This is a genomic window from Paraburkholderia bannensis (genome assembly GCF_014200455.1).
GTDB lineage: Bacteria > Pseudomonadota > Gammaproteobacteria > Burkholderiales > Burkholderiaceae > Paraburkholderia > Paraburkholderia bannensis_A.
Genome location: NZ_JACHBW010000009.1, coordinates 68959 through 87148 on the forward strand (window position 1 = coordinate 68959; position 18190 = coordinate 87148).

Genomic DNA, 18190 nt, shown 5'->3' on the forward strand with positions numbered 1-18190 from the left:
TGGCGAACCGCACGCAGGGCACGCCGCGCAACCGCGCCGCGTGCCCTGTTGCATTGTGACGCTTAGAACTTATGGCGCAAGCCAATGCTCACGATGGCCTGCGATTGCGCAGCCGACGAGTGGCTGTTGCCCTTGTCCGATACCGATGCCGTCGCCGCCACCGGCTCGCCGAGCGCATTGAGCGTCATGCCCGAAGCGTGCTGGTAGCCCGCGAGCAGGTACACCGTCGAGCGATTCGACAGATCGTAAAGTGCGCCGAGCGACACATTGTGGTACTGCGCTTCATCGTCGAGACCGTCGACGTGGTTGCCGCGCGTGTAGCTGTAGCCCGCGATCAGGTGCGTGCGCGGCTGCACGTTCCACATGCCGAATGCGCCTGCGATATTGAAGGCCGCCGTGCCGGAGTAGAGCGAGTTCGCGCCCGCCTTGTACTGGACGTTGCTGTAGTTCACGCCCACCAGCACGGTGCCGAAGTCCCACGTGGCGCCCGTCGCCACCACCTGCTGCGATTGCGCGCTCGCGTAGCCTTCGTTGATCGACGAATTGAAGGTACCGTCGAAGGTGCCTTGCCACTTGCCGTAAGTGCTATCGGTCAGGCCGGTCTTGCTGTTGTCCGAGCGCTCGTAGCCCACGCCCACGTGCAGCGGGCCGTTCGCGTAGCCCGCACCCACGCTCCAGGTGTTCTTGCGCTTGAGCGTGCCTGCCTGGCCGCCGAAACCGTACAACGCGCCGAACGAGAAACCCGAGTAATTCGCGCTGGTGTACTTGATCGAGTTGTCGACGCGCGTGGTCTGGTCGAGATCGTCGATATCGCCCGGATGCGCGCCGAAGCCGCCCACCACGCTGACCGGCGCAACCGGCGCGACGAAGTCGTTGAGCGAGGTGTACTGGCGGCCCATCGTGAGCGAGCCGTATTGCTTGTCGGCGAGGCCCATGAAGGCCTGACGGCCGAACAGGCGGCCGCCTTGACCCGAGGTGCCGTTGGTGATGTCGAAGCCGCCTTCGAGCAGGAAGATCGCGGCGAGGCCATTGCCGAGGTCTTCCTTGCCCTTGAGGCCCCAGCGGCTACCCGAGAGGTTGCCGCTCGTCACGCCCACATTCGAATGACCTTGATACGCGCCGGCGCTGCCCGTGCGTTCGTTGCTGCGATAGCTGATGCCCGCATCGACAATCCCGTAAAGCGTGACGGAGCCCTGCGCCGCCGCGACGCCCGCGAGCGACATCAGAATCGGTGCAGCGATCAGGTGTTTTTTTATCATGTGTTGTCTCGATGAGTGGTGGACCGCCATGCAGCGGTCTCTTGTTATGCCGCAGGCACAGGCTGCCTCGCGTGAAAATGCGTGGCAGCCTGTGCCTGCGTGCGGAAAAGAGGCGTGGATTTTACGGAGTCGCGGCGAAAGCGCCAGTGCCTTTTTCGCGCGCGGCGTGACGCGGCGCACGAAAACCCCGCGTTTCAGGTCTTAACGCTTGAGTGAGGCGCCCGGCGGCATCTCGGGCGCGGTGATGCTGACCGTTTTGCGCACCTTGGCTACGTCGCCGGCGCTCACCGGCGCGCCGGTGTTGCCCCAATTCGTGCGTACGAAAGTGGCGACATCGGCGACTTCCTGATCCGAAAGGCGCCAGCCGAACGGCGGCATGGTGAAAGTCGACGGCGCGGCCTTCGTGCCTTCGAGCGCCGCACCCGTGAGCAGCACGTGGATCAGCGACGTGGCGTCCGTGCCCTGCACGACGGGATTGCCGCCGAGCGCGGGGAACACACGCGTGTAGCCGTGGCCGTCGCTGCGGTGGCAGGCCATGCAGTTGTCGCGATAGACGGCCGCGCCGCGTGCGCTGGCATCGCCGCTTTGCAGCGCGTGACCGGCGGCGGCATCGTAGGCGTAGGGCGTTTCCTTCGCGTCGCTCGACGGCAGTGTCTTGAGATAGCGGGCCATGGCCAGCAGATCCGCATCGGTCATGTACTGCATGCTGTGCTGGACCACATCGGTCATGCCGCCGAACGCCGCCGTGTGCAGATTGCGGCCGGACTTGAGGAACTGGACGATATCGTCCTCGCTCCATGTGCCGATGCCGGTGCGCGGATTGCCACGCAGGCTCGCGGGCACCCAGCCGTCGATGGGCGCGCCGCCCGCGAGGAAATCGTCGCCTTCGAGGTCGGTAAGCGCGAGTTCCTGCATCGTGCGCGCGCGCGGCGTGTGACACGCGCCGCAGTGGCCCAGACCCTGCACCAGATACGCGCCGCGCGAGACGATCGCGTCGTTGTAATGCGCGCCGTCGAACGCCTGCACCTTCGGCGCGAACATCGTGCGCCAGATGCCGAGCGGCCAGCGCATCGACAGCGGCCAGGGGATATCCACGGCGCGATTGCTCGCCGCCACGGGCGCGACGCCCTTCGAGAAGTACGCGTAGAGCGCCTTCATATCGTCATCGGACAGACGCGCGTAGGACGGATAGGGCATCGCCGGATAGAGCGTCTCGCCGTTCGGACGCACGCCTTCGCGCACCGCCTTGGCGAAATCCGCGTAACTCCACTTGCCGATGCCGGTATCGGCGTCCGGAGTGATGTTGGTCGAATAGATCGCGCCGATGGGCGTGTCGAATTTCAGGCCGCCCGCGAAGGGCTTGCCGCCTGGGGTGGTGTGGCAGGCGATACAGTCGCCGGCGCGCGCGAGATATTCGCCGCGCGCGAGCAGTGCGGTGCCGGTCTGGGCCTGAGCCTGGGCCTTGCTGGCGGCGGGTGCATCGGCGGCGCTGGCGGCAACGGGGGCAGTCAGTGCGAAAGCCGACAACGTTGCGGCCACAACCGTCATGCGCAAAACTGTGTGCGCAAAGCGCGTAGGGGAAAAGATCGTCTTCATGCGGCTCGTCACACGCTCACCAGAGGGCCAGGGTTCTTCAGATACTGGTTGCGGATGGCCTTCGCCGACCAGTAGGCGAGCGCGGCGACCAGACCCGTCGGGTTGTAGCCGATGCCCTGCGGGAACGCGGACGCGCCCATCACGAACACGTTGTGCACGTCCCAGCTCTGCAGATAGCGATTGATCACGCTCGTCTTCGGGTTCTCGCCCATCACTGCGCCGCCCACGAGGTGAGTGGTCTGATAGCGGCGCGAGTCGAAGTGCGCGCCGAATTCGCGCGTATAGACGTTGATGGCCTGCGGACCCATTGCTTCGGCGATCTTCTTCATCTGGCCCGTCACGTACTGCGCCATCTTGATGTCGTTGTCCTTCCAGTCGAACGTCATGCGCAACAGCGGCTGACCGTACGAATCGCGATAGGTCGGATCGAGGTCGAGGAACACATCGCGATACGACATGTTCGAGCCGTGCGCATCCATCGAGACGGTGTGCGCATAGTGATCCTTCACGGCTTTCTTCCACTGCGAGCCCCAGTTGGGCGTGCCCGACGGCGTGGCGATGCCGCTGATCGGCTTGACGCCCGCCTGGTTCACCCACAGCGGCGAGCCGCCGACGAAACCGAGCGGACCGTGATCGAAGTTGTCGGCGTTGAAGTCGTCCACCGCCACGCCGTTGCCGCCTGCGCCGATGAACGGATTCGTGTAGGTGTCCTTGTCGAAGAATGCGGTGATGGTCGAGAGGTTCTGATACGCAAAATTGCGGCCCACCACGCCTTCGCCCGAGACCGGGTCATACGGCTTGCCGATGCCCGAGAGCAGCAGCAGGTGCACATTGTGATACTGGAACGCGGAAACGATCACCAGATCGGCCGGCTGGAACACTTCCTGGCCCGATGGATCGACATAGGTGACGCCGGTGGCGCGCTTCTTCGAAGCGTCGAGTTCGACGCGCAGCACATGGCATTTCGCCCGCAATTCAAAGTGCTTTTCCTGCTTGAGCGCGGGCAGAATGTTCAGATTCGGCGAGGCCTTCGAATACATGTAGCACGCGTAGCCGCTGCAATAGCCGCAGAAGTTGCACGGGCCCATCTGCACACCATACGGGTTCGTGTACGGACCCGACGTATTCGCCGACGGCAGACGATACGGATGCAGGCCGAGCGACTTCGCGGCATCGGAGAAGCGTTGCGCGGAATACGTATTCAGTTGCGCGGGCAACGGAAAATTGTCGCTTCGGCGTGCTTCGAACACATTGCCGTCGCCCACGACCTTGTCGCCCACCTTGTACGCCTGGCCCGAAGTGCCGAAGACTTTCTCCGCGAAGTCGAAATGCGGCTCCAGTTCATCGTAGCTGACGCCGTAATCCTGGATCGTCATGCCTTCGGGGATGAACTTCTTGCCGTAGCGCTCCTCGTAATGGCTCTTCAGGCGCAGCTCTTCCGGCGTGATGCGAAAGTGCACGCCCGACCAGTGCAGGCCCGCGCCTCCTACCCCTTCACCGGGCAGGAAGGCCGCAAGCTGACGATAGGGCAGCGCTGTTTCGGCCGCATTGTGGCGGATCGAAACGGTGGTCTTCGACAGATCGAGGAAGAGCTTCTTGCGGATGTTGTACGTGAGCTCGTCGATGGTGTTGGGGTACGCGCCATCGGGATAGGTGTCGCGATACTCGCCGCGTTCGAGCGCGACCACGGACAGACCCGCCTCCGTGAGTTCCTTCGAAAGAATCGCGCCGGTCCAGCCGAAGCCAACCACCACCGCGTCCACATGAGGTTTCTTGATCGCCATTACGTGCGCTCTCCGTTGATCGACACCGGACCGTACGGGTAAGCCTTACCGTTCTGGTTCACGAAATCCATGAAATCGGCGCGCGCGCCGGGAAAACCGATCATCTTCCACGCGGCCATATCCTTGTTGCCGCCGTGGATCGGATCGCAGAAATAGCCCTCGCGGGTGTTCTGCAGCAACTGACCGAAGAACACCTTGGCCGGCACGCCGTCGAGTTCGACCTTGCCCGCTTCGAGCGCGCCCAGCACCGCGTCGCGCGTGCTGGCGTCGAGCGCGTCGAATTCCTTGCCGTACGCCTTCGAGCAATACGCATTGACCGCCGCGATGCCGAGGCGATAGAGATCGCGCGGCACCAGCTTCAACTGATAACCGAGTTCCGGCGCACCTTGCTGGAAAGGCCCTTGCATGTACCAGAGCGCGCCGTGCGCGTAGGGCGTATCCATCTGACGATCGATGAACTCAGGCACGCCCGCGTCGAGCGCGCCGGGGCCTTCGGCATCGGCGGGAATCAGACGGTCGACGGCCGCGCGCAGGAAGGTCCATTCGCGGGCATCGAAGAAGCGGGGTTTGTATTCGGCCTGCGCGGACTGGCTGCTTGCGCTTGCGGGTTGGCCGCCTTGCTGCGCCGAACCGGAAGACGACTGCGAGCCGCCCTCGCAGGCCGCGAGGGCGCCGCTTGCGGGAACGAGCACCACCGCCGTGCGCAGGAAGCCCCGGCGTGACGTGAGAGGAGATTCGGACATGATTGGATTCTGTATCAATTCGGCATGGCCTGATCCGGCCGTGCCGTTGGCGGGGACCGGCTTTTAGCCTGGGCCGCTTTGTGCGGCTATGGTAATTGGAACCGGTTCCATGATTATCGGGGAATTTTACAATAATCAATTTCGGACGGGCGGTGGGGTGCTGCTGCGCGAGGGGCTGTGGCTTGGGTTGGTGGCAAGCTCAGCGTGGCGAGATGAGTCGGGAATTCTATGTGAATCAGCGAGTTACTGGCTTTTTCGGGCGGCCGGTTTGCCGCGATTGCGATGCGCATGTAGGTCTCTCTGACAAGAGACACGGCGTCGCTTTTGTTGCTTTTTGGGGAAGAATAAGCGCGGCGGGTTGTCAGGAGACTAGAGGGTTTGGTAGGTCCGCTGGCGGAGGGCGCAATTTGTCTGATGAAAATCGCTGATGAAATTCTCTTCAACGGCGCGACGTGAAGTAACCGACGATCACCGCAAGGACCCCAGCCAGCGCTAGCCAAATCGCGAAAAAAAGATCCGCTGACTGCGGATCTGCGTCGAACAGACTACCTGCCGGGCGAAATTGGCCATAGAGGTACAGCCCTCCCCACGAGACTGCAGTGGCGAAGATTGCACCGAACAATGCGCCAAGGACAAATCTCGTGAATCTCATTTAAGAGGGAAGAACTGGATTGTGCGTGACTTCCGAAAATCTTCCCATACGCCGGGAATGACGATATTCCAGTTCACGCGAAATCCTGTCCCGATTCCTGTGAGCTTGCTTCCATTCCAAAGATCAATGTGTCCTCCACTTGGGTTGGCGGCGGTTTCACCCTCTCGAGACCAATAACCGTCAAACATAACAATGCCAGTTCTGCCCTTGATTCTGGATACCCAATTCTCTCCAGTGATGTCTTCGGCTTAAATTCGCTGCTCACGCGTGGCAGCAATCCTGTAGCACTCAGGCGACCGCTAACGTGTTGGGTATCAGGTGATTGAATCCGATAAGGGTATTCATCGCGTTCAGTGGCGTTAACAATCCGAACCTGTTCATCGAATTCAGAATTCGCGCCATGTAAATCCGCTGCACTCGCGGCTTTTTTGCGGATCGCACGCCTCGAAGTGCTCGATGCCGTCGTCGTGACGCGATATGGATTGTGTCGTCGCTTTCATTTTTGGCGGCTTACTACATTGGCATCACAAGATATCGCCGTCCAGCGCAATCTCCAGCCCGCCATGAGTTCGACGGGAAGGGCCGCCAGATTTTTCAATCAATCCAAAACTCTTGCAAGCAGCGCAGAATGATTTGCTGCCAATAAATGCTTGATGGAATCCGTTAATGGTTGGGGATCCCGGTAACACCTTTTTATCGATATAGCTGCCGGTTTCTGGTTTGTCCTCGGCGCATAAAATCAGTCGCAGCATGTGCAATGACTCCAATCTTGATATGTTTCAAACCTTGCCGGAAGGTCCGATGGTCGCGAATTATCCTGATCGAGACAACGAGAAGATTCTGAATTCGACGTGGCTGACGCAGGGCGGCAGCAAAGCGCGCGTCGGCAGGCCCCCTCCAAACAAACCCCAACAAATCCGCAAGTTGTTTGACAACTAAGCGGCCCCGGTGCTACTGTTCAGGCTATCGACAACCCTCCCACCCAGCACGAGGCCTCATGAACGTGTCCCCGATCGTCGAGAGCGAATTCGCTTCGACCGTGATGGCGGTGCCGCCTCTGGCACGCCGCCCCGATTTCTCGCTCGACGTTGAAGCCAACGGCAAGCTCATCCGCCACATGGAAGGGGGCGGCATCCGCACGCTGCTCTACGGTGGCAACGCCAACCTCTATCACGTCGCGGTCAGCGAATTCCGCGAGCTGCTGGACATGCTGGCGGAGCAAACCGCGCCGCAAACGCGCGTGATCCCGGCCATCGGCCCGGACTACGGCAAGATGCTCGATCAGGCGCATATCCTTGCACAGACGAAGTATCAGACCGCCATGGTGCTGCCGCTCGCAGGCTTCACCACGCCCGCAGGCGTGGAAGCGGGCCTCACGCGCATCGCCGACGCCGCCGGCATTCCGCTCACGCTCTATGTCAAGAGCGAGGATTATGTCGATGTCGACACGCTGGTGCGCCTGATCGACCGTGGCACGCTGATCGCCGTGAAGTACGCCATCGTGCGCGCCGATCCGGCCAATGATCCGTACCTGCGCCGTCTGCTGCAAAGCGTGCCGGCTTCGAAGGTGGTCTCGGGCATGGGCGAGCGCCCGGCGCTAGTGCATGTGCGCGATTTCGGTCTGGCCGCATGGACCACGGGTTCGGGCTGCATCGCCTCGCACGCCGTCATGGCGCTGCTGAAGGCCGCCAAGGAAGGCCGCGCCGACGACGCCCAGCGCCTCTACGACGCGTTCATGCCGCTCGAAACGCTGCGCGACGACATCTCGCTGATCCGCGTGCTGCACGATGCCGTGACGCTGTCCGGGATCGCCGATATGGGCCCGATCCTGCCGCTGCTCTCGCAGTCGCCGGCTGAAGCGTTGCCCGCGATTGGCGCGGCCGCGAAGGAACTACTGGCGTTCGAGCAGTCGCTGGCGGCGGCGCACGCTTGAGCCTCGCGCAACCGATTGATCTGAACGGAGCGACCATGTCGTCTATCACTGGGAACATGCTGCTGGGCGCGCAGGCCGTGCGCGGCCAGGCTGGAGAGATGCGCGCCTTCGCGCCGGCGCTCGGCAAGGACATCGAGCCGTCGTTTGGGCTGGGCGGCAAGGCCGAAGTCGCGCGCGCCTGCGATCTCGCGGCGCAGGCGTTCGACGCCTTCCGCGCCGCGCCGCACGAAACCCGCGCGAAGCTGCTCGAAGCGATCGCCGAACGCATTCTCGGCATCGGCGATGAACTGATCGAGCGTGCGCAGCTTGAATCGGCGCTGCCCAAGGCGCGTCTGGAAGGCGAGCGCGGCCGCACGGTCGGCCAGTTGCGCCTGTTTGCGTCGCTGGTGCGCGACGGCCGCTGGTGCGGCGCGGTGCTCGATTCGGCGCTGCCGGATCGCAAGCCGCTGCCGCGTTCGGATCTGCGCGCGCAGCGCATCGGCCTCGGCCCCGTGGCCGTGTTCGGCGCGAGCAACTTCCCGCTGGCGTTCTCGGTGGCGGGCGGCGATACGGCGTCGGCGCTGGCTGCCGGTTGTCCAGTGGTCGTCAAGGCGCACCTCGCGCATCCGGGCACCTCGGAACTCGTCGGCCGCGCGATCCAGCAAGCCGTTGCCGATGTCGGTCTGCCCGAAGGCGTGTTCTCGCTGATCTTCGGCGCAGGCAACGAAACCGGCGAAGCGCTGGTTGCGCATCCGGCCATCAAGGCGGTGGGCTTCACGGGTTCGCGACGCGGTGGGCTCGCGCTTGCGCACGTCGCCGCACAGCGCGCCGAGCCCATCCCCGTCTACGCCGAAATGAGCAGCATCAACCCGATGTTCGTGCTGCCCGCCGCATTGGCCGCACGCGGTGAAGCACTCGCAACGGCTTTCGTCGATTCGCTCACGCTGGGCGTCGGCCAGTTCTGCACCAATCCGGGCCTAGTGCTGGCGATCGATTCGCCGGAACTCGACCGCTTCGTGCTGAGCGCAAGCGCCGCGCTCGCGGGCAAGCCGTCGCAGAGCATGCTGACGGCGGGCATCGCCTCGGCTTACGGCGAAGCGGTGGCGGCGCGCAAGACCGCACCGGGCGTCGAGCAACTGGCCGAAGGCACGCAGACGGACGCGCATTGCGCCGCGCTGCCGCTGCTGTTCAAGACCAACGCTGAACAGTTCCTTGCGCAGCACGCGTTGTCGGACGAGATTTTCGGGCCGACCTCGATCGTCGTGGCTTGCCGCGACGAAGCGGAACTCGTGCGCGTGGCCGAGCATCTGGAAGGCCAATTGACGGCCACGCTGCACATCGATCGCGAAGACTATGCGATGGCCGCGCGTCTGCTGCCTGTGTTGGAGCGCAAGGCGGGCCGCATTCTGGCGAACGGTTTCCCGACCGGCGTCGAGGTGTCGTACGCGATGGTTCACGGCGGCCCGTTCCCGGCCACCTCGGATGCGCGCACGACGTCGGTGGGCGCGATGGCGATCGAGCGCTTCCTGCGCCCGGTCTGCTATCAGGATCTGCCGGCCGAACTGCTGCCCGTCGCGCTGCAGGACGACAACCCGCTCGCGCTGTGGCGTCTGCGCGACGGCGAGCTGGTGCGCAAATAGGCGTTAAAAGACCGGCTCGAAGGCGCTTGCAGAACCGCTGCAAGCGCCTTCGTCGTAGGGCTGCCGGAGAGGCTTTCAGAATTGCCTCGCAAATCCCTACACGTTGCTTGACAACTTGATGTGTGGTTCGGCATCCTTTGACCGCGGCGCAAAAACAAGAATCGAGAAATCACCGTAGCCGCGTAGAAAAATTCCATAAACAGAGTGAGGAGATGCGATGTTCGATGGACGCTTGAAGGTCAGGGTGCTGGCCGCTTGTGTAACGGCTGTCGCGGCCGTGGCCGTGTTCGGCATGAGCGCGGCAAAGGCTGATCCCGTTTCCCTGAACATTGTCGACGTGGCCGGCAATCTGCAACTCACGCAGAAGGCCTTCGAGGCGTTCAAGGCGAAGTATCCGAATCTCGTCTCCAATATCACGTACACCAACGCGCCCGCGCCACAACTGCCGGGCAAGATCAAGGCGATGCAGGCCGCAGGCCGCGCCGATATCGATCTCGTGCTCACCGGCACCGACGCGCTCGCCGCAGGCATCGAGCAAAACCTCTCGACGAAACTGCTGCCGGATCAAGCGGCGGCGCTGCCAGGCGTGCTCGACAAATACGCGCCGGGTCCGCGCAAGATGCAGGACCTCGCGCAGGGCTACGGCCTCGAAGTCTCCTACATGCCGGCCGGTCCGCTGGTCGAATACAACCCGGCCAAGGTTGCCAAACCGCCGCACACGCCCGCTGAACTGCTGGCCTATTGCAAGGCCAATCCTGGCAAGCTGATCTATGCGCGCCCGGCCAATTCGGGCCCGGGACGCACCTTCCTGATGGGCCTGCCGTATCTGCTCGGCGATAAAAACCCGCAGGACCCGATCAACGGCTGGGACAAGACCTGGGCGTTTCTCAAGGCGCTGAATTCGTGCGTGCCGTACTACCCTGGCGGCACCTCGGCGGTGATGAAGGAATTGGGCGAGGGCTCACGCGACATGACCGTTAGCGTGACGGGCTGGGACATCAACCCGCGCGCGCTCGGCATCGTGCCCGCCGAATTCAGGGTGCAGGCTTTCGACAGCATGACGTGGGTGAACGACGCGCATTTCATGGTGGTGCCCAAGGGCGTGTCGAAGGAAAAGCTCGCGGTGCTGCTCAAGCTGATGAATTTCATGCTGGAGCCCCAGCAGCAGGCCATGACTTACGACGACGGGTACTTCTATCCGGGCCCGGCCGTGAACGGCGTGACGCTTGCGATGGCGCCGAAGCCAAGCCAGGAAGTGATCGCCAAATTCGGTCGTCCCGAGTATGCGAAGTGGCTCACGCAGTATCCGCACGTCCAGCCGCTTTCGGCGCAGGCGATGGTGGCGGCGTTCCAGAAATGGGACCGCGAAATCGGCTCGCAGAAGTCGCAGTAAGCGCGGCAGTCACATCAAAGGGCGCGACGCCGGGCTTCGAGCGATGTTTGAAGCCTGGTCTCGGATGAGTGGATCACGGGGTCAGGAAGGGGACATGAAGCATTCTTTCGATCGTCTGCGTCTGGACGCGGTGTGTCGGAGTTTCACCAGCGCCCAGGGCACGCAGCTCGCGGCGCTGCGCGGTCTCGATCTCGACATTCGCCGCGGCGAATTCATTGCGCTGCTCGGGCCTTCGGGCTGCGGGAAATCGACGGCGCTCAACTGCATCGCGGGCCTGCAACCGCTCACGAGCGGCAGCATCTGGCTTGATGAACAACGCATCGACGTGCTGCCGCCGGAAAAGCGTGGCTTCGGCATGGTGTTCCAGAATTACGCGCTGTTCCCGCACATGACGGTGCTGGAGAATGTGGGATTCGGCCTGAAAATGCAGGGCGTTTCGCGCGATGAAGTCAAACGCCGCGCGCGCGAGGCACTCCAGCTTGTGCAGCTCGTCGGCCATGAGGGCAAGCTGCCGGGACAACTCTCGGGCGGCCAGCAGCAGCGTGTGGCGATTGCGCGTGCGATCGTGATCGAGCCGCCGCTGGTGCTGATGGACGAACCGCTTTCGAATCTCGACACCAAACTGCGTATCGAAATGCGCGCGGAAATCCGCCGCATTCACGGCCAGCTCGAACGCGCGACCATCTACGTGACGCACGATCAGGACGAAGCGCTGTCGATGGCCGACCGCATTGTCGTGATGAAAGAGGGCGTCGTGCAGCAAGTGGCCACGCCCAGGGAAGTGTATAGCCGCCCCTCGAATCTGCATGTCGCGCGTTTCATGGGCTATCGCAATGTGCTGCCGTTCGCGGTGAGTGGCGAGCGCGGCGAACATATCGCGATGTCGGCGTCGGGCATCACGCTCACGGGCGTGCCGATGGGCGATATCAAGGGCAGCGAGATTGCCGTGGCGATGCGTCCCGAAGATTTCGAGCGCGCCAATGCGGGCGATGCCAACGCCTTCGACGTCGAAGTCGAAATGGTGGAATACGGCGGCCGCGATTCGTTGCTGCTCGCGCATGCGCCGTTCGGCAAGCTGTGGGCGCGCGTGGAAGGCGAATTCGAAGCGGGCGAGCGCGCCACCTTGCGCGTCGCGCCCTCGCGCGTGCTGGCCTATGCCGACGCTGCGGAGCGTGCCGCATGAGCACGCTCGTCACGTCGCTCACCAAGGCGCCGCGTGACGCGCGCGGCTGGCTGGTCGCGCCCGCGCTGGGCTTTATTGTCGCGCTGTTTCTGTATCCGTTCGCTTACGGCCTCGTGCTCTCGTTCAAGCCAATGAACGGCGGCGGCATGCTCGCGAACTACCTGCAGTTCTTCCACGATCTCGCGTTGTGGCCGACCGTATTCGTCACGCTGAAACTGGCTGTGCCCGCAACGATCATCAACGTGGGGCTGTCGCTGCCGGTGGCGTTCGCGCTGCGCCGCAAGTCGCCGTATCAGAAGCTGGTGACGACGCTGCTGGTGATTCCCGTCACGCTGGGCACCGTGCTGATCGCCGACGGCATGCTCAGCTACTTCGGCCCGAACGGCTGGTTTCCGCAGGCGCTGCACGCGCTGCATCTGTACACGAGCGAAGAGATTCGCCTCACGCACAACTATTGGGGCGTGCTGATCTCGCTGATCGTGTCGGGTTTTCCGTTTGCGTTTCTGCTGACGCTTTCATACGTGACGGGCATCGATCCGACGCTCGCGCGCGCGGCCGCCACGCTTGGCGCTGGACCGTGGCAGCAGTTTCGCCTGATCTATCTGCCGCTGCTCGCGCCGGGTCTGACGATGGCCGCGTGTCTGTCGTTTGTGCAGGCGTACTCGGTGTTTCCTTCGGCGGTGCTGCTTGGCGCGCCGGCGGGTCCCACGCGTGTGATTTCGATTGCGGCTTCGGAGGCGGCGTTCGAGAGCTACGACTATTCGCTCGCGTCGACCATCGCGATTGCAATGGGCTTCGTGCAGCTTGTTGTAGTGGCCGCGATGCTCGGTGCAAAACGCTACTTCTACTCGGGCCCGGTGAGCGGAGGGAAAGGCTGATGAGCGCACCTCAACGCAATGCCGCGGGCCTGCACGCGAACACACCGATCAATAGCGATAGCGCAGCGGTTACGCCGCGCGCGAAGCCCCGCGCGAGCGTGCCCGACATGCTCTGGAAAGTGATCGTCTGGGGCGGCGTGGCGTTCTTCCTGCTCAACGTCGTGCTGCTGATCGCCACGGTTGGCGTGAACTCCACCGCCACACGCTGGTTCGGCACCCCGCTGCCGCAGGGCTTCACGCTGCACTGGTACGCGCAGGCGTGGCGCGATTTCCAGTTGGGCAGCGTGCTGTGGGTGACCTTCGAAGTGGTGGGAGCGGTCGTGCTGCTGTCCATCGCGCTGGGCGTGCCTGCTGCTTACGCGCTGGCGCGTGCGCAGTTTCCGGGCAAGCGCATCTGCATGCTCGTGTTTCTGCTGCCGCTGATGGTGCCGCCCGTGACCTACGGGATTCCGATGGCCACGGCGATGTACCAGATTGGCCTCGCGGGCACCTTGCCCGGCGTGATTCTGGCCAATCTGGTGCCCGCGCTGCCTTTTGTGATTCTGGTGATGACGCCGTTCATCGAGCAGATCGATCCGAATCTGGAATCGGCGGCGCGCATCTTTGGCGCTAACACGCTGCGCTATTTTCGTTACGTACTGCTGCCGCTCCTCGCGCCGGGGATGCTGGCGGCCGGGCTGCTCGTGCTGGTGCGCACGATCGGCATGTTCGAACTCACTTTTTTTACCGCCGGACCCGACACGCAAACCCTCGTCGTGGCGCTGTATTACGCAGTGTTCTCGACGGGCGTGCGCGCGCCGCAGTCCATCGACGCCATGGCGATGATCTATATGGCGATCACGCTCGCGTGGGTGCTGGTCGCGCTGCAGTTCGTCAGCCCTACGCAACTCGTGTCGCGCGTGAAGGAATCGCGTTAGAGCGGCTGGCGGCCTCACTGAAACACATCCGCGGAAACACCTGGAGCAACGCAAGATGAGCAACAAGCGAAAGACCCCCGAAGAACTGCGCAGCCACCGTTGGTATGGCGTGAACGACCTGCGATCGTTCGGCCATCGTTCGCGCACGGCGCAGATGGGCTATAGCCGCGAAGAGTACGCGGGCAAGCCGGTCATCGCGATCCTCAATACGTGGAGCGAGATCAACCCTTGCCATACGCACTTCAAGCAGCGCGTGGAAGAGGTCAAGCGCGGCATCTGGCAGGCTGGTGGCTTCCCGATCGAACTGCCGGTGCAAACGCTCTCTGAGCCGTTCCAGAAGCCCACCACGATGCTCTATCGCAACTTCCTCGCGATGGAAGCGGAAGAGACGCTGCGCTCGTACCCGGCCGACGGCGTCGTACTGATGGGCGGCTGCGACAAGACCACGCCCGCGCTGCTGATGGGCGCGATCTCGATGGATCTGCCCACCATCTTCCTGCCGGCCGGCCCGATGCTCAATGGCAACTGGAACGGCGTGACGCTCGGCTCCGGTTCGGACACCTGGAAGTACTGGGCCGATCTGCGCGCGGGCAAGATCACCGAAGAGGACTGGAAGGGCGTGGAAGGCGGCATCGCTCGCTCGCCCGGGCACTGCATGACGATGGGCACGGCGTCGACGATGACGAGCGCGGCGGAAGCGCTCGGCTTCACGCTGCCGGGCTTTGCCTCGATTCCCGCGCCGGATTCGCGCCATGCGCAGATGTCGGCGAAAACCGGCATGCGTATCGTCGAAATGGTGTGGGAAGACCTCAAGCCTTCGGACATCATCACGCGCAAAGCCGTCGATAACGCGGTCACGACCTGTCTGGCGCTGTCCGGTTCGACCAACGCCATCGTGCACATGATCGCCGTTGCACGCCGCGCCGGTGTCGATCTGACGCTCTCGCACTACGACGATGTCGCGCGCCGCACGCCGGTGCTCGCGAACATCCGCCCGACCGGCAAGTACCTCATGGAGGACTTCTATTATTCGGGCGGCCTGCGCGCGATGCTCAAGGAACTCGGCGATCTGATCGACGGCGCGCAGATGACGGTGAACGGCAAGACGCTCGGCGAAAACATCGCCGACGCCGAGATCTATAACGAAGAGGTGATCTATCGCCGTGCGAAGCCGCTGATGCCGGATACCGGCCTCGCCGTGCTGCGCGGCAACCTCGCGCCGGACGGCGCGGTGATCAAGCCGGGCGCGGCGGAAAAGCGCCTGCACATTCATACGGGCAAGGCGGTGGTGTTCAAGGACTACAACGACATGGCCGCGCGCATCGACAGCGAAGAACTGGAATGCGACGAAAACAGCGTGATCGTGCTCCAGCACGCCGGTCCGGTGGGCGCGCCGGGCATGCCCGAGTGGGGCCAGTTGCCGATTCCGCAAAAGATCCTGCAGAAGGGCGTGCGCGACATGCTGCGCATTTCCGATGCGCGCATGAGCGGCACGAGCTACGGCGCGTGCGTGCTGCACGTTGCGCCCGAATCGTTCATCGGCGGCCCGCTTGCGCTGGTGCAGGACGGCGACCTGATCGAACTGAACGTACCGGAACGCCGCCTGAACGTGCTGATCTCCGACGAGGAAATGGCGCGCCGCAAGGCCGCGTGGGTGGCGCCGGAGCCGCGCTTCAAGCGCGGCTATGGCGCGATGTACCAGATGCACGTGATGCAGGCCAACAATGGCTGCGAATTCGATTTCATGCAGCGTGAAGGCGCGGGCGGTTGCGGTGGCGGCAGCGCAGCTGGCGGCGAACCCGAGATCCACTAAGGACACGGCGGTTCGCAAGTGAAGGCACGGGCGTCGCGCAAAGCGGCGTCCCATGCTGGAGCGCAGGAGCACTCTCGCAAAGAGATTCACGAGTAGTCAAAAAAACAAACCATCACAACCATTAAATCAGGAGTGCAGATGAAGAAGACCCTTATCGCTTCGGCGCTTGGATGCGCCGCATTGGGCGCGCACGCCCAGAGCAGCGTCACGCTGTACGGTATCGTCGATACCGGCATTGGTTATCAAAGCAGCTCGGCGGCGCTTGGCAGCAACTCGGGCGGCCACTCGGCTGTCAAGATGGTGCAGGGCGTGTGGGCCGGTTCGCGCTTCGGCCTGAAGGGCAGCGAAGACCTCGGCGGCGGCACGCGCGCGATCTTCCAGCTCGAAGAAGGCTACAACTCGGCCAACGGCGCGCAATCCACCTCGAACCTGATGTTCAGCCGCGCCGCGCTTGTCGGCGTCGCCAACAAGGACTACGGCACGCTCACGGCGGGCCGCCAGTACGCGCCTTACTACACGCTGCTCTCGCCCTATAGCCCGACCACGTGGCTCACGGGCGCGTACGGTGCGCACCCGGGCGATCTGGACTCGATGGACACGATCTACCGCATCAACAACTCGCTGGTCTATACCTCGCCGAATTTCGCCGGCTTCACGTTCAGCGGCATGTACGCATTCGGCGGCGTGCCGGGCAGCGTCGGCGCGGGCCAGACCTGGAGCGTGGCGGCCAACTATATCCACGGTCCCGTGGGTCTTGCGGTGGGTTTCGAGCGTCTGTGCAACTCGACGAGCGGCGGCGGTGCGTGGGGCTCGAACTCGACGGCGTACAGCAACGGCGAACCGGGCGTGTCGGGCGTGACCAACGGCTTCCAGACGGCGCAGACGCAGCAGCGCCTGGCCGTGACGGGTGGCTACTCGTTCAATTCACAGTGGGATATTTCGGCATCGTATTCGAATGTGCAGTACATCGCGGGCTCGGGTTCGAAGTTCTTCGACACGCAGATCTGGAACACCGGCGGCGTGGTGCTGCACTACAAGCCGCTTGTCGCGCTCGATCTCGCGGCCGGCTACAGCTACACGCGTGCGACCAAGGCCAACGGCATCCAGAGCGCGGCCTCGTACCAGCAGTTCAACCTCTCGCAGTACTACAGCCTGTCCAAGCGCACCGGCCTGTACTTTGTCGAGGCGTACCAGCGCGCGGGCGGTCAGACGCTGGGCACGAACGGCGCGGGCAACATCATCAACGCGACCGCTGACATTGGCGACGGTCAGAACAGCGCGCCGTCGTCGTCGCGCAGCCAGTTTGCGGGCGCTGTGGGCATCGTGCACCGCTTCTGATTGTCACGCGTGTCACGCGGGATTGTCACGCTCCGAGGCAGGTTTGACGGCAGCGCCAGCACGGTGCTGCCGTTTTTTATTGGCGGTCGCGAAGCGCAGTGCCAGGTGCGTGCGGTGCGCCCGGAGCGTCTGGGTAAGATTGATTCGTGATCTTGACGGGTGTTTGCGAGCCGAACACGCTATTCAAGCAGCCTTGCTGCTATCCGCGGGTATCGACCCAGTTGCGTGCCCAACTTGTCGAGTGTTGCAGCGCCTGTTCCTCACTCGCAAAGTAGTCGAGCGAATAGAAGTGGTAGCAGCCGCCGGTATGCCCACGATCGGTGCGTTCAAGCAGAAGATTGGAGGAAAAACTACCGTCGGGCAATCGATGCGCGGACGGTTGAACGGCATAGCCGTTGTATTGATGAATTGCGGTATTTTGCATTTTAATTTTTTTATATCCGAATGCGCGTGTGCCGTGAAAACGTGCAACGCCGCGTCGATTCAAGGCTTTTGCGAGCCGAATCTGGAGTGGCCGTAAAGCCAAAAGGCGTGGGAGCCCGAAGGAGAGAATGAGGTGCAACGAGGCGTATGGCGGTAGTCATACTGCCCGAAACAGGGCAGACAGGAGCAATCGCGCCAACTTTGGGAGACAACGCTCCGCGAGGGTGTCGCTGCAACCCGGCGTCCGTCGTCGGAAGCCGGGTTTTTCAAACTTTAGATCGGCTTGATGTTAGCCGCTTGCAGGCCCTTCGGACCTTGCTTGGTTTCGAAGCTCACTTTCTGGTTTTCAGCAAGCGTCTTGAAGCCGTCGGTTTTGACTTCGGAGAAATGCGCGAAGAGGTCGTCGCCGCCCTTATCCGGAGTAATGAAGCCAAAGCCCTTGCTGTCGTTGAACCACTTAACGGTACCGGTTTCCATGAATAATCCTTGACGAAAAAAATGAAGACTTGCTCATTGAGAGAGAGCATGTGAAGCGACAAGGAGTGAGGTGACCACGAATACCGCTGATAAGCGAGCAATTGATGAACAGCAATCGAACTTCCTGACCTTCGGACGACACACTAACCCCGCGCAGGCGTCAGCGTCAAGGTTTATCTTGT

16 protein-coding genes are annotated in these 18190 nt (G+C 62.9%); 8 read left to right on the forward strand and 8 right to left on the reverse strand.

Annotated elements, in window-relative coordinates; genetic code table 11:
• Positions 1-62: 62 nt before the first annotated feature.
• The 6 genes from F4827_RS16335 to F4827_RS16360 form a co-directional block, all read right to left on the reverse strand.
• The gene (locus tag F4827_RS16335; protein WP_183725299.1) at positions 63-1256 is read right to left on the reverse strand and encodes a porin; all 1194 of its coding nucleotides are present in this window, start codon (positions 1254-1256) and stop codon (positions 63-65) included.
• A gap of 204 nt (positions 1257-1460) precedes the next feature.
• Positions 1461-2807 carry a cytochrome c gene (locus F4827_RS16340; protein ID WP_260175261.1) on the reverse strand — a complete coding sequence of 449 codons (1347 nt, stop codon included), beginning with the start codon at positions 2805-2807 and terminating at the stop codon, positions 1461-1463.
• 56 nt (positions 2808-2863) lie between these two features.
• Positions 2864-4639, reverse strand: a complete 1776-nt coding sequence (locus tag F4827_RS16345; RefSeq protein WP_183725008.1) for a GMC family oxidoreductase — start codon at positions 4637-4639, stop codon at positions 2864-2866.
• Positions 4639-5382: a gluconate 2-dehydrogenase subunit 3 family protein gene (locus F4827_RS16350; RefSeq protein WP_183725009.1), complete on the reverse strand. Its 744-nt coding sequence runs from the start codon at positions 5380-5382 to the stop codon at positions 4639-4641. The genes F4827_RS16345 and F4827_RS16350 overlap by 1 nt, the downstream gene beginning before the upstream one ends.
• A 648-nt stretch (positions 5383-6030) precedes the next feature.
• Positions 6031-6222: a hypothetical protein gene (locus F4827_RS16355; protein ID WP_409258801.1), complete on the reverse strand. Its 192-nt coding sequence runs from the start codon at positions 6220-6222 to the stop codon at positions 6031-6033.
• A gap of 336 nt (positions 6223-6558) precedes the next feature.
• A complete protein-coding gene (locus F4827_RS16360) occupies positions 6559-6786 on the reverse strand; it encodes a PAAR domain-containing protein (RefSeq protein WP_183725010.1) in 228 nt (75 codons plus the stop codon).
• Positions 6787-7031: 245 nt separating this feature from the next.
• Between F4827_RS16360 and F4827_RS16365 the strand changes: the two genes are divergently transcribed.
• From F4827_RS16365 to F4827_RS16400, 8 genes are all read left to right on the forward strand, one after another.
• Complete coding sequence (locus tag F4827_RS16365) at positions 7032-7967, forward strand: dihydrodipicolinate synthase family protein (RefSeq protein WP_183725011.1); 936 nt, start codon at positions 7032-7034, stop codon at positions 7965-7967.
• Between the two features lie 35 nt (positions 7968-8002).
• Entirely contained in the window at positions 8003-9586 is a 1584-nt protein-coding gene (locus F4827_RS16370) for an aldehyde dehydrogenase (NADP(+)) (protein WP_183725012.1), read from the forward strand.
• A gap of 292 nt (positions 9587-9878) precedes the next feature.
• Positions 9879-10979: an extracellular solute-binding protein gene (locus F4827_RS16375; protein WP_260175262.1), complete on the forward strand. Its 1101-nt coding sequence runs from the start codon at positions 9879-9881 to the stop codon at positions 10977-10979.
• Positions 10980-11073: 94 nt separating this feature from the next.
• Positions 11074-12162: an ABC transporter ATP-binding protein gene (locus tag F4827_RS16380; protein ID WP_183725014.1), complete on the forward strand. Its 1089-nt coding sequence runs from the start codon at positions 11074-11076 to the stop codon at positions 12160-12162.
• Positions 12159-13040 carry an ABC transporter permease gene (locus tag F4827_RS16385; RefSeq protein WP_183725015.1) on the forward strand — a complete coding sequence of 294 codons (882 nt, stop codon included), beginning with the start codon at positions 12159-12161 and terminating at the stop codon, positions 13038-13040. Before F4827_RS16380 ends, F4827_RS16385 begins: the two co-directional genes overlap by 4 nt.
• Positions 13040-13957 (forward strand): ABC transporter permease, encoded by a 918-nt coding sequence (locus F4827_RS16390; RefSeq protein WP_183725016.1) that lies wholly within the window; start codon positions 13040-13042, stop codon positions 13955-13957. The genes F4827_RS16385 and F4827_RS16390 overlap by 1 nt, the downstream gene beginning before the upstream one ends.
• A 55-nt stretch (positions 13958-14012) precedes the next feature.
• Positions 14013-15770, forward strand: coding sequence for an L-arabinonate dehydratase (araD, locus tag F4827_RS16395; protein WP_183725017.1), 1758 nt, complete (start codon positions 14013-14015; stop codon positions 15768-15770).
• A 138-nt stretch (positions 15771-15908) separates the two neighbouring features.
• Positions 15909-17108, forward strand: a complete 1200-nt coding sequence (locus tag F4827_RS16400; RefSeq protein ID WP_183725018.1) for a porin — start codon at positions 15909-15911, stop codon at positions 17106-17108.
• 199 nt (positions 17109-17307) lie between these two features.
• Here F4827_RS16400 and F4827_RS16405 read toward each other — a convergent pair whose 3' ends face one another.
• Complete coding sequence (locus F4827_RS16405; RefSeq protein ID WP_183725303.1) at positions 17308-17532, reverse strand: hypothetical protein; 225 nt, start codon at positions 17530-17532, stop codon at positions 17308-17310.
• A 272-nt stretch (positions 17533-17804) separates the two neighbouring features.
• Positions 17805-18008, reverse strand: a complete 204-nt coding sequence (locus tag F4827_RS16410) for a cold-shock protein (RefSeq protein ID WP_183725019.1) — start codon at positions 18006-18008, stop codon at positions 17805-17807.
• Positions 18009-18190: the final 182 nt, after the last annotated feature.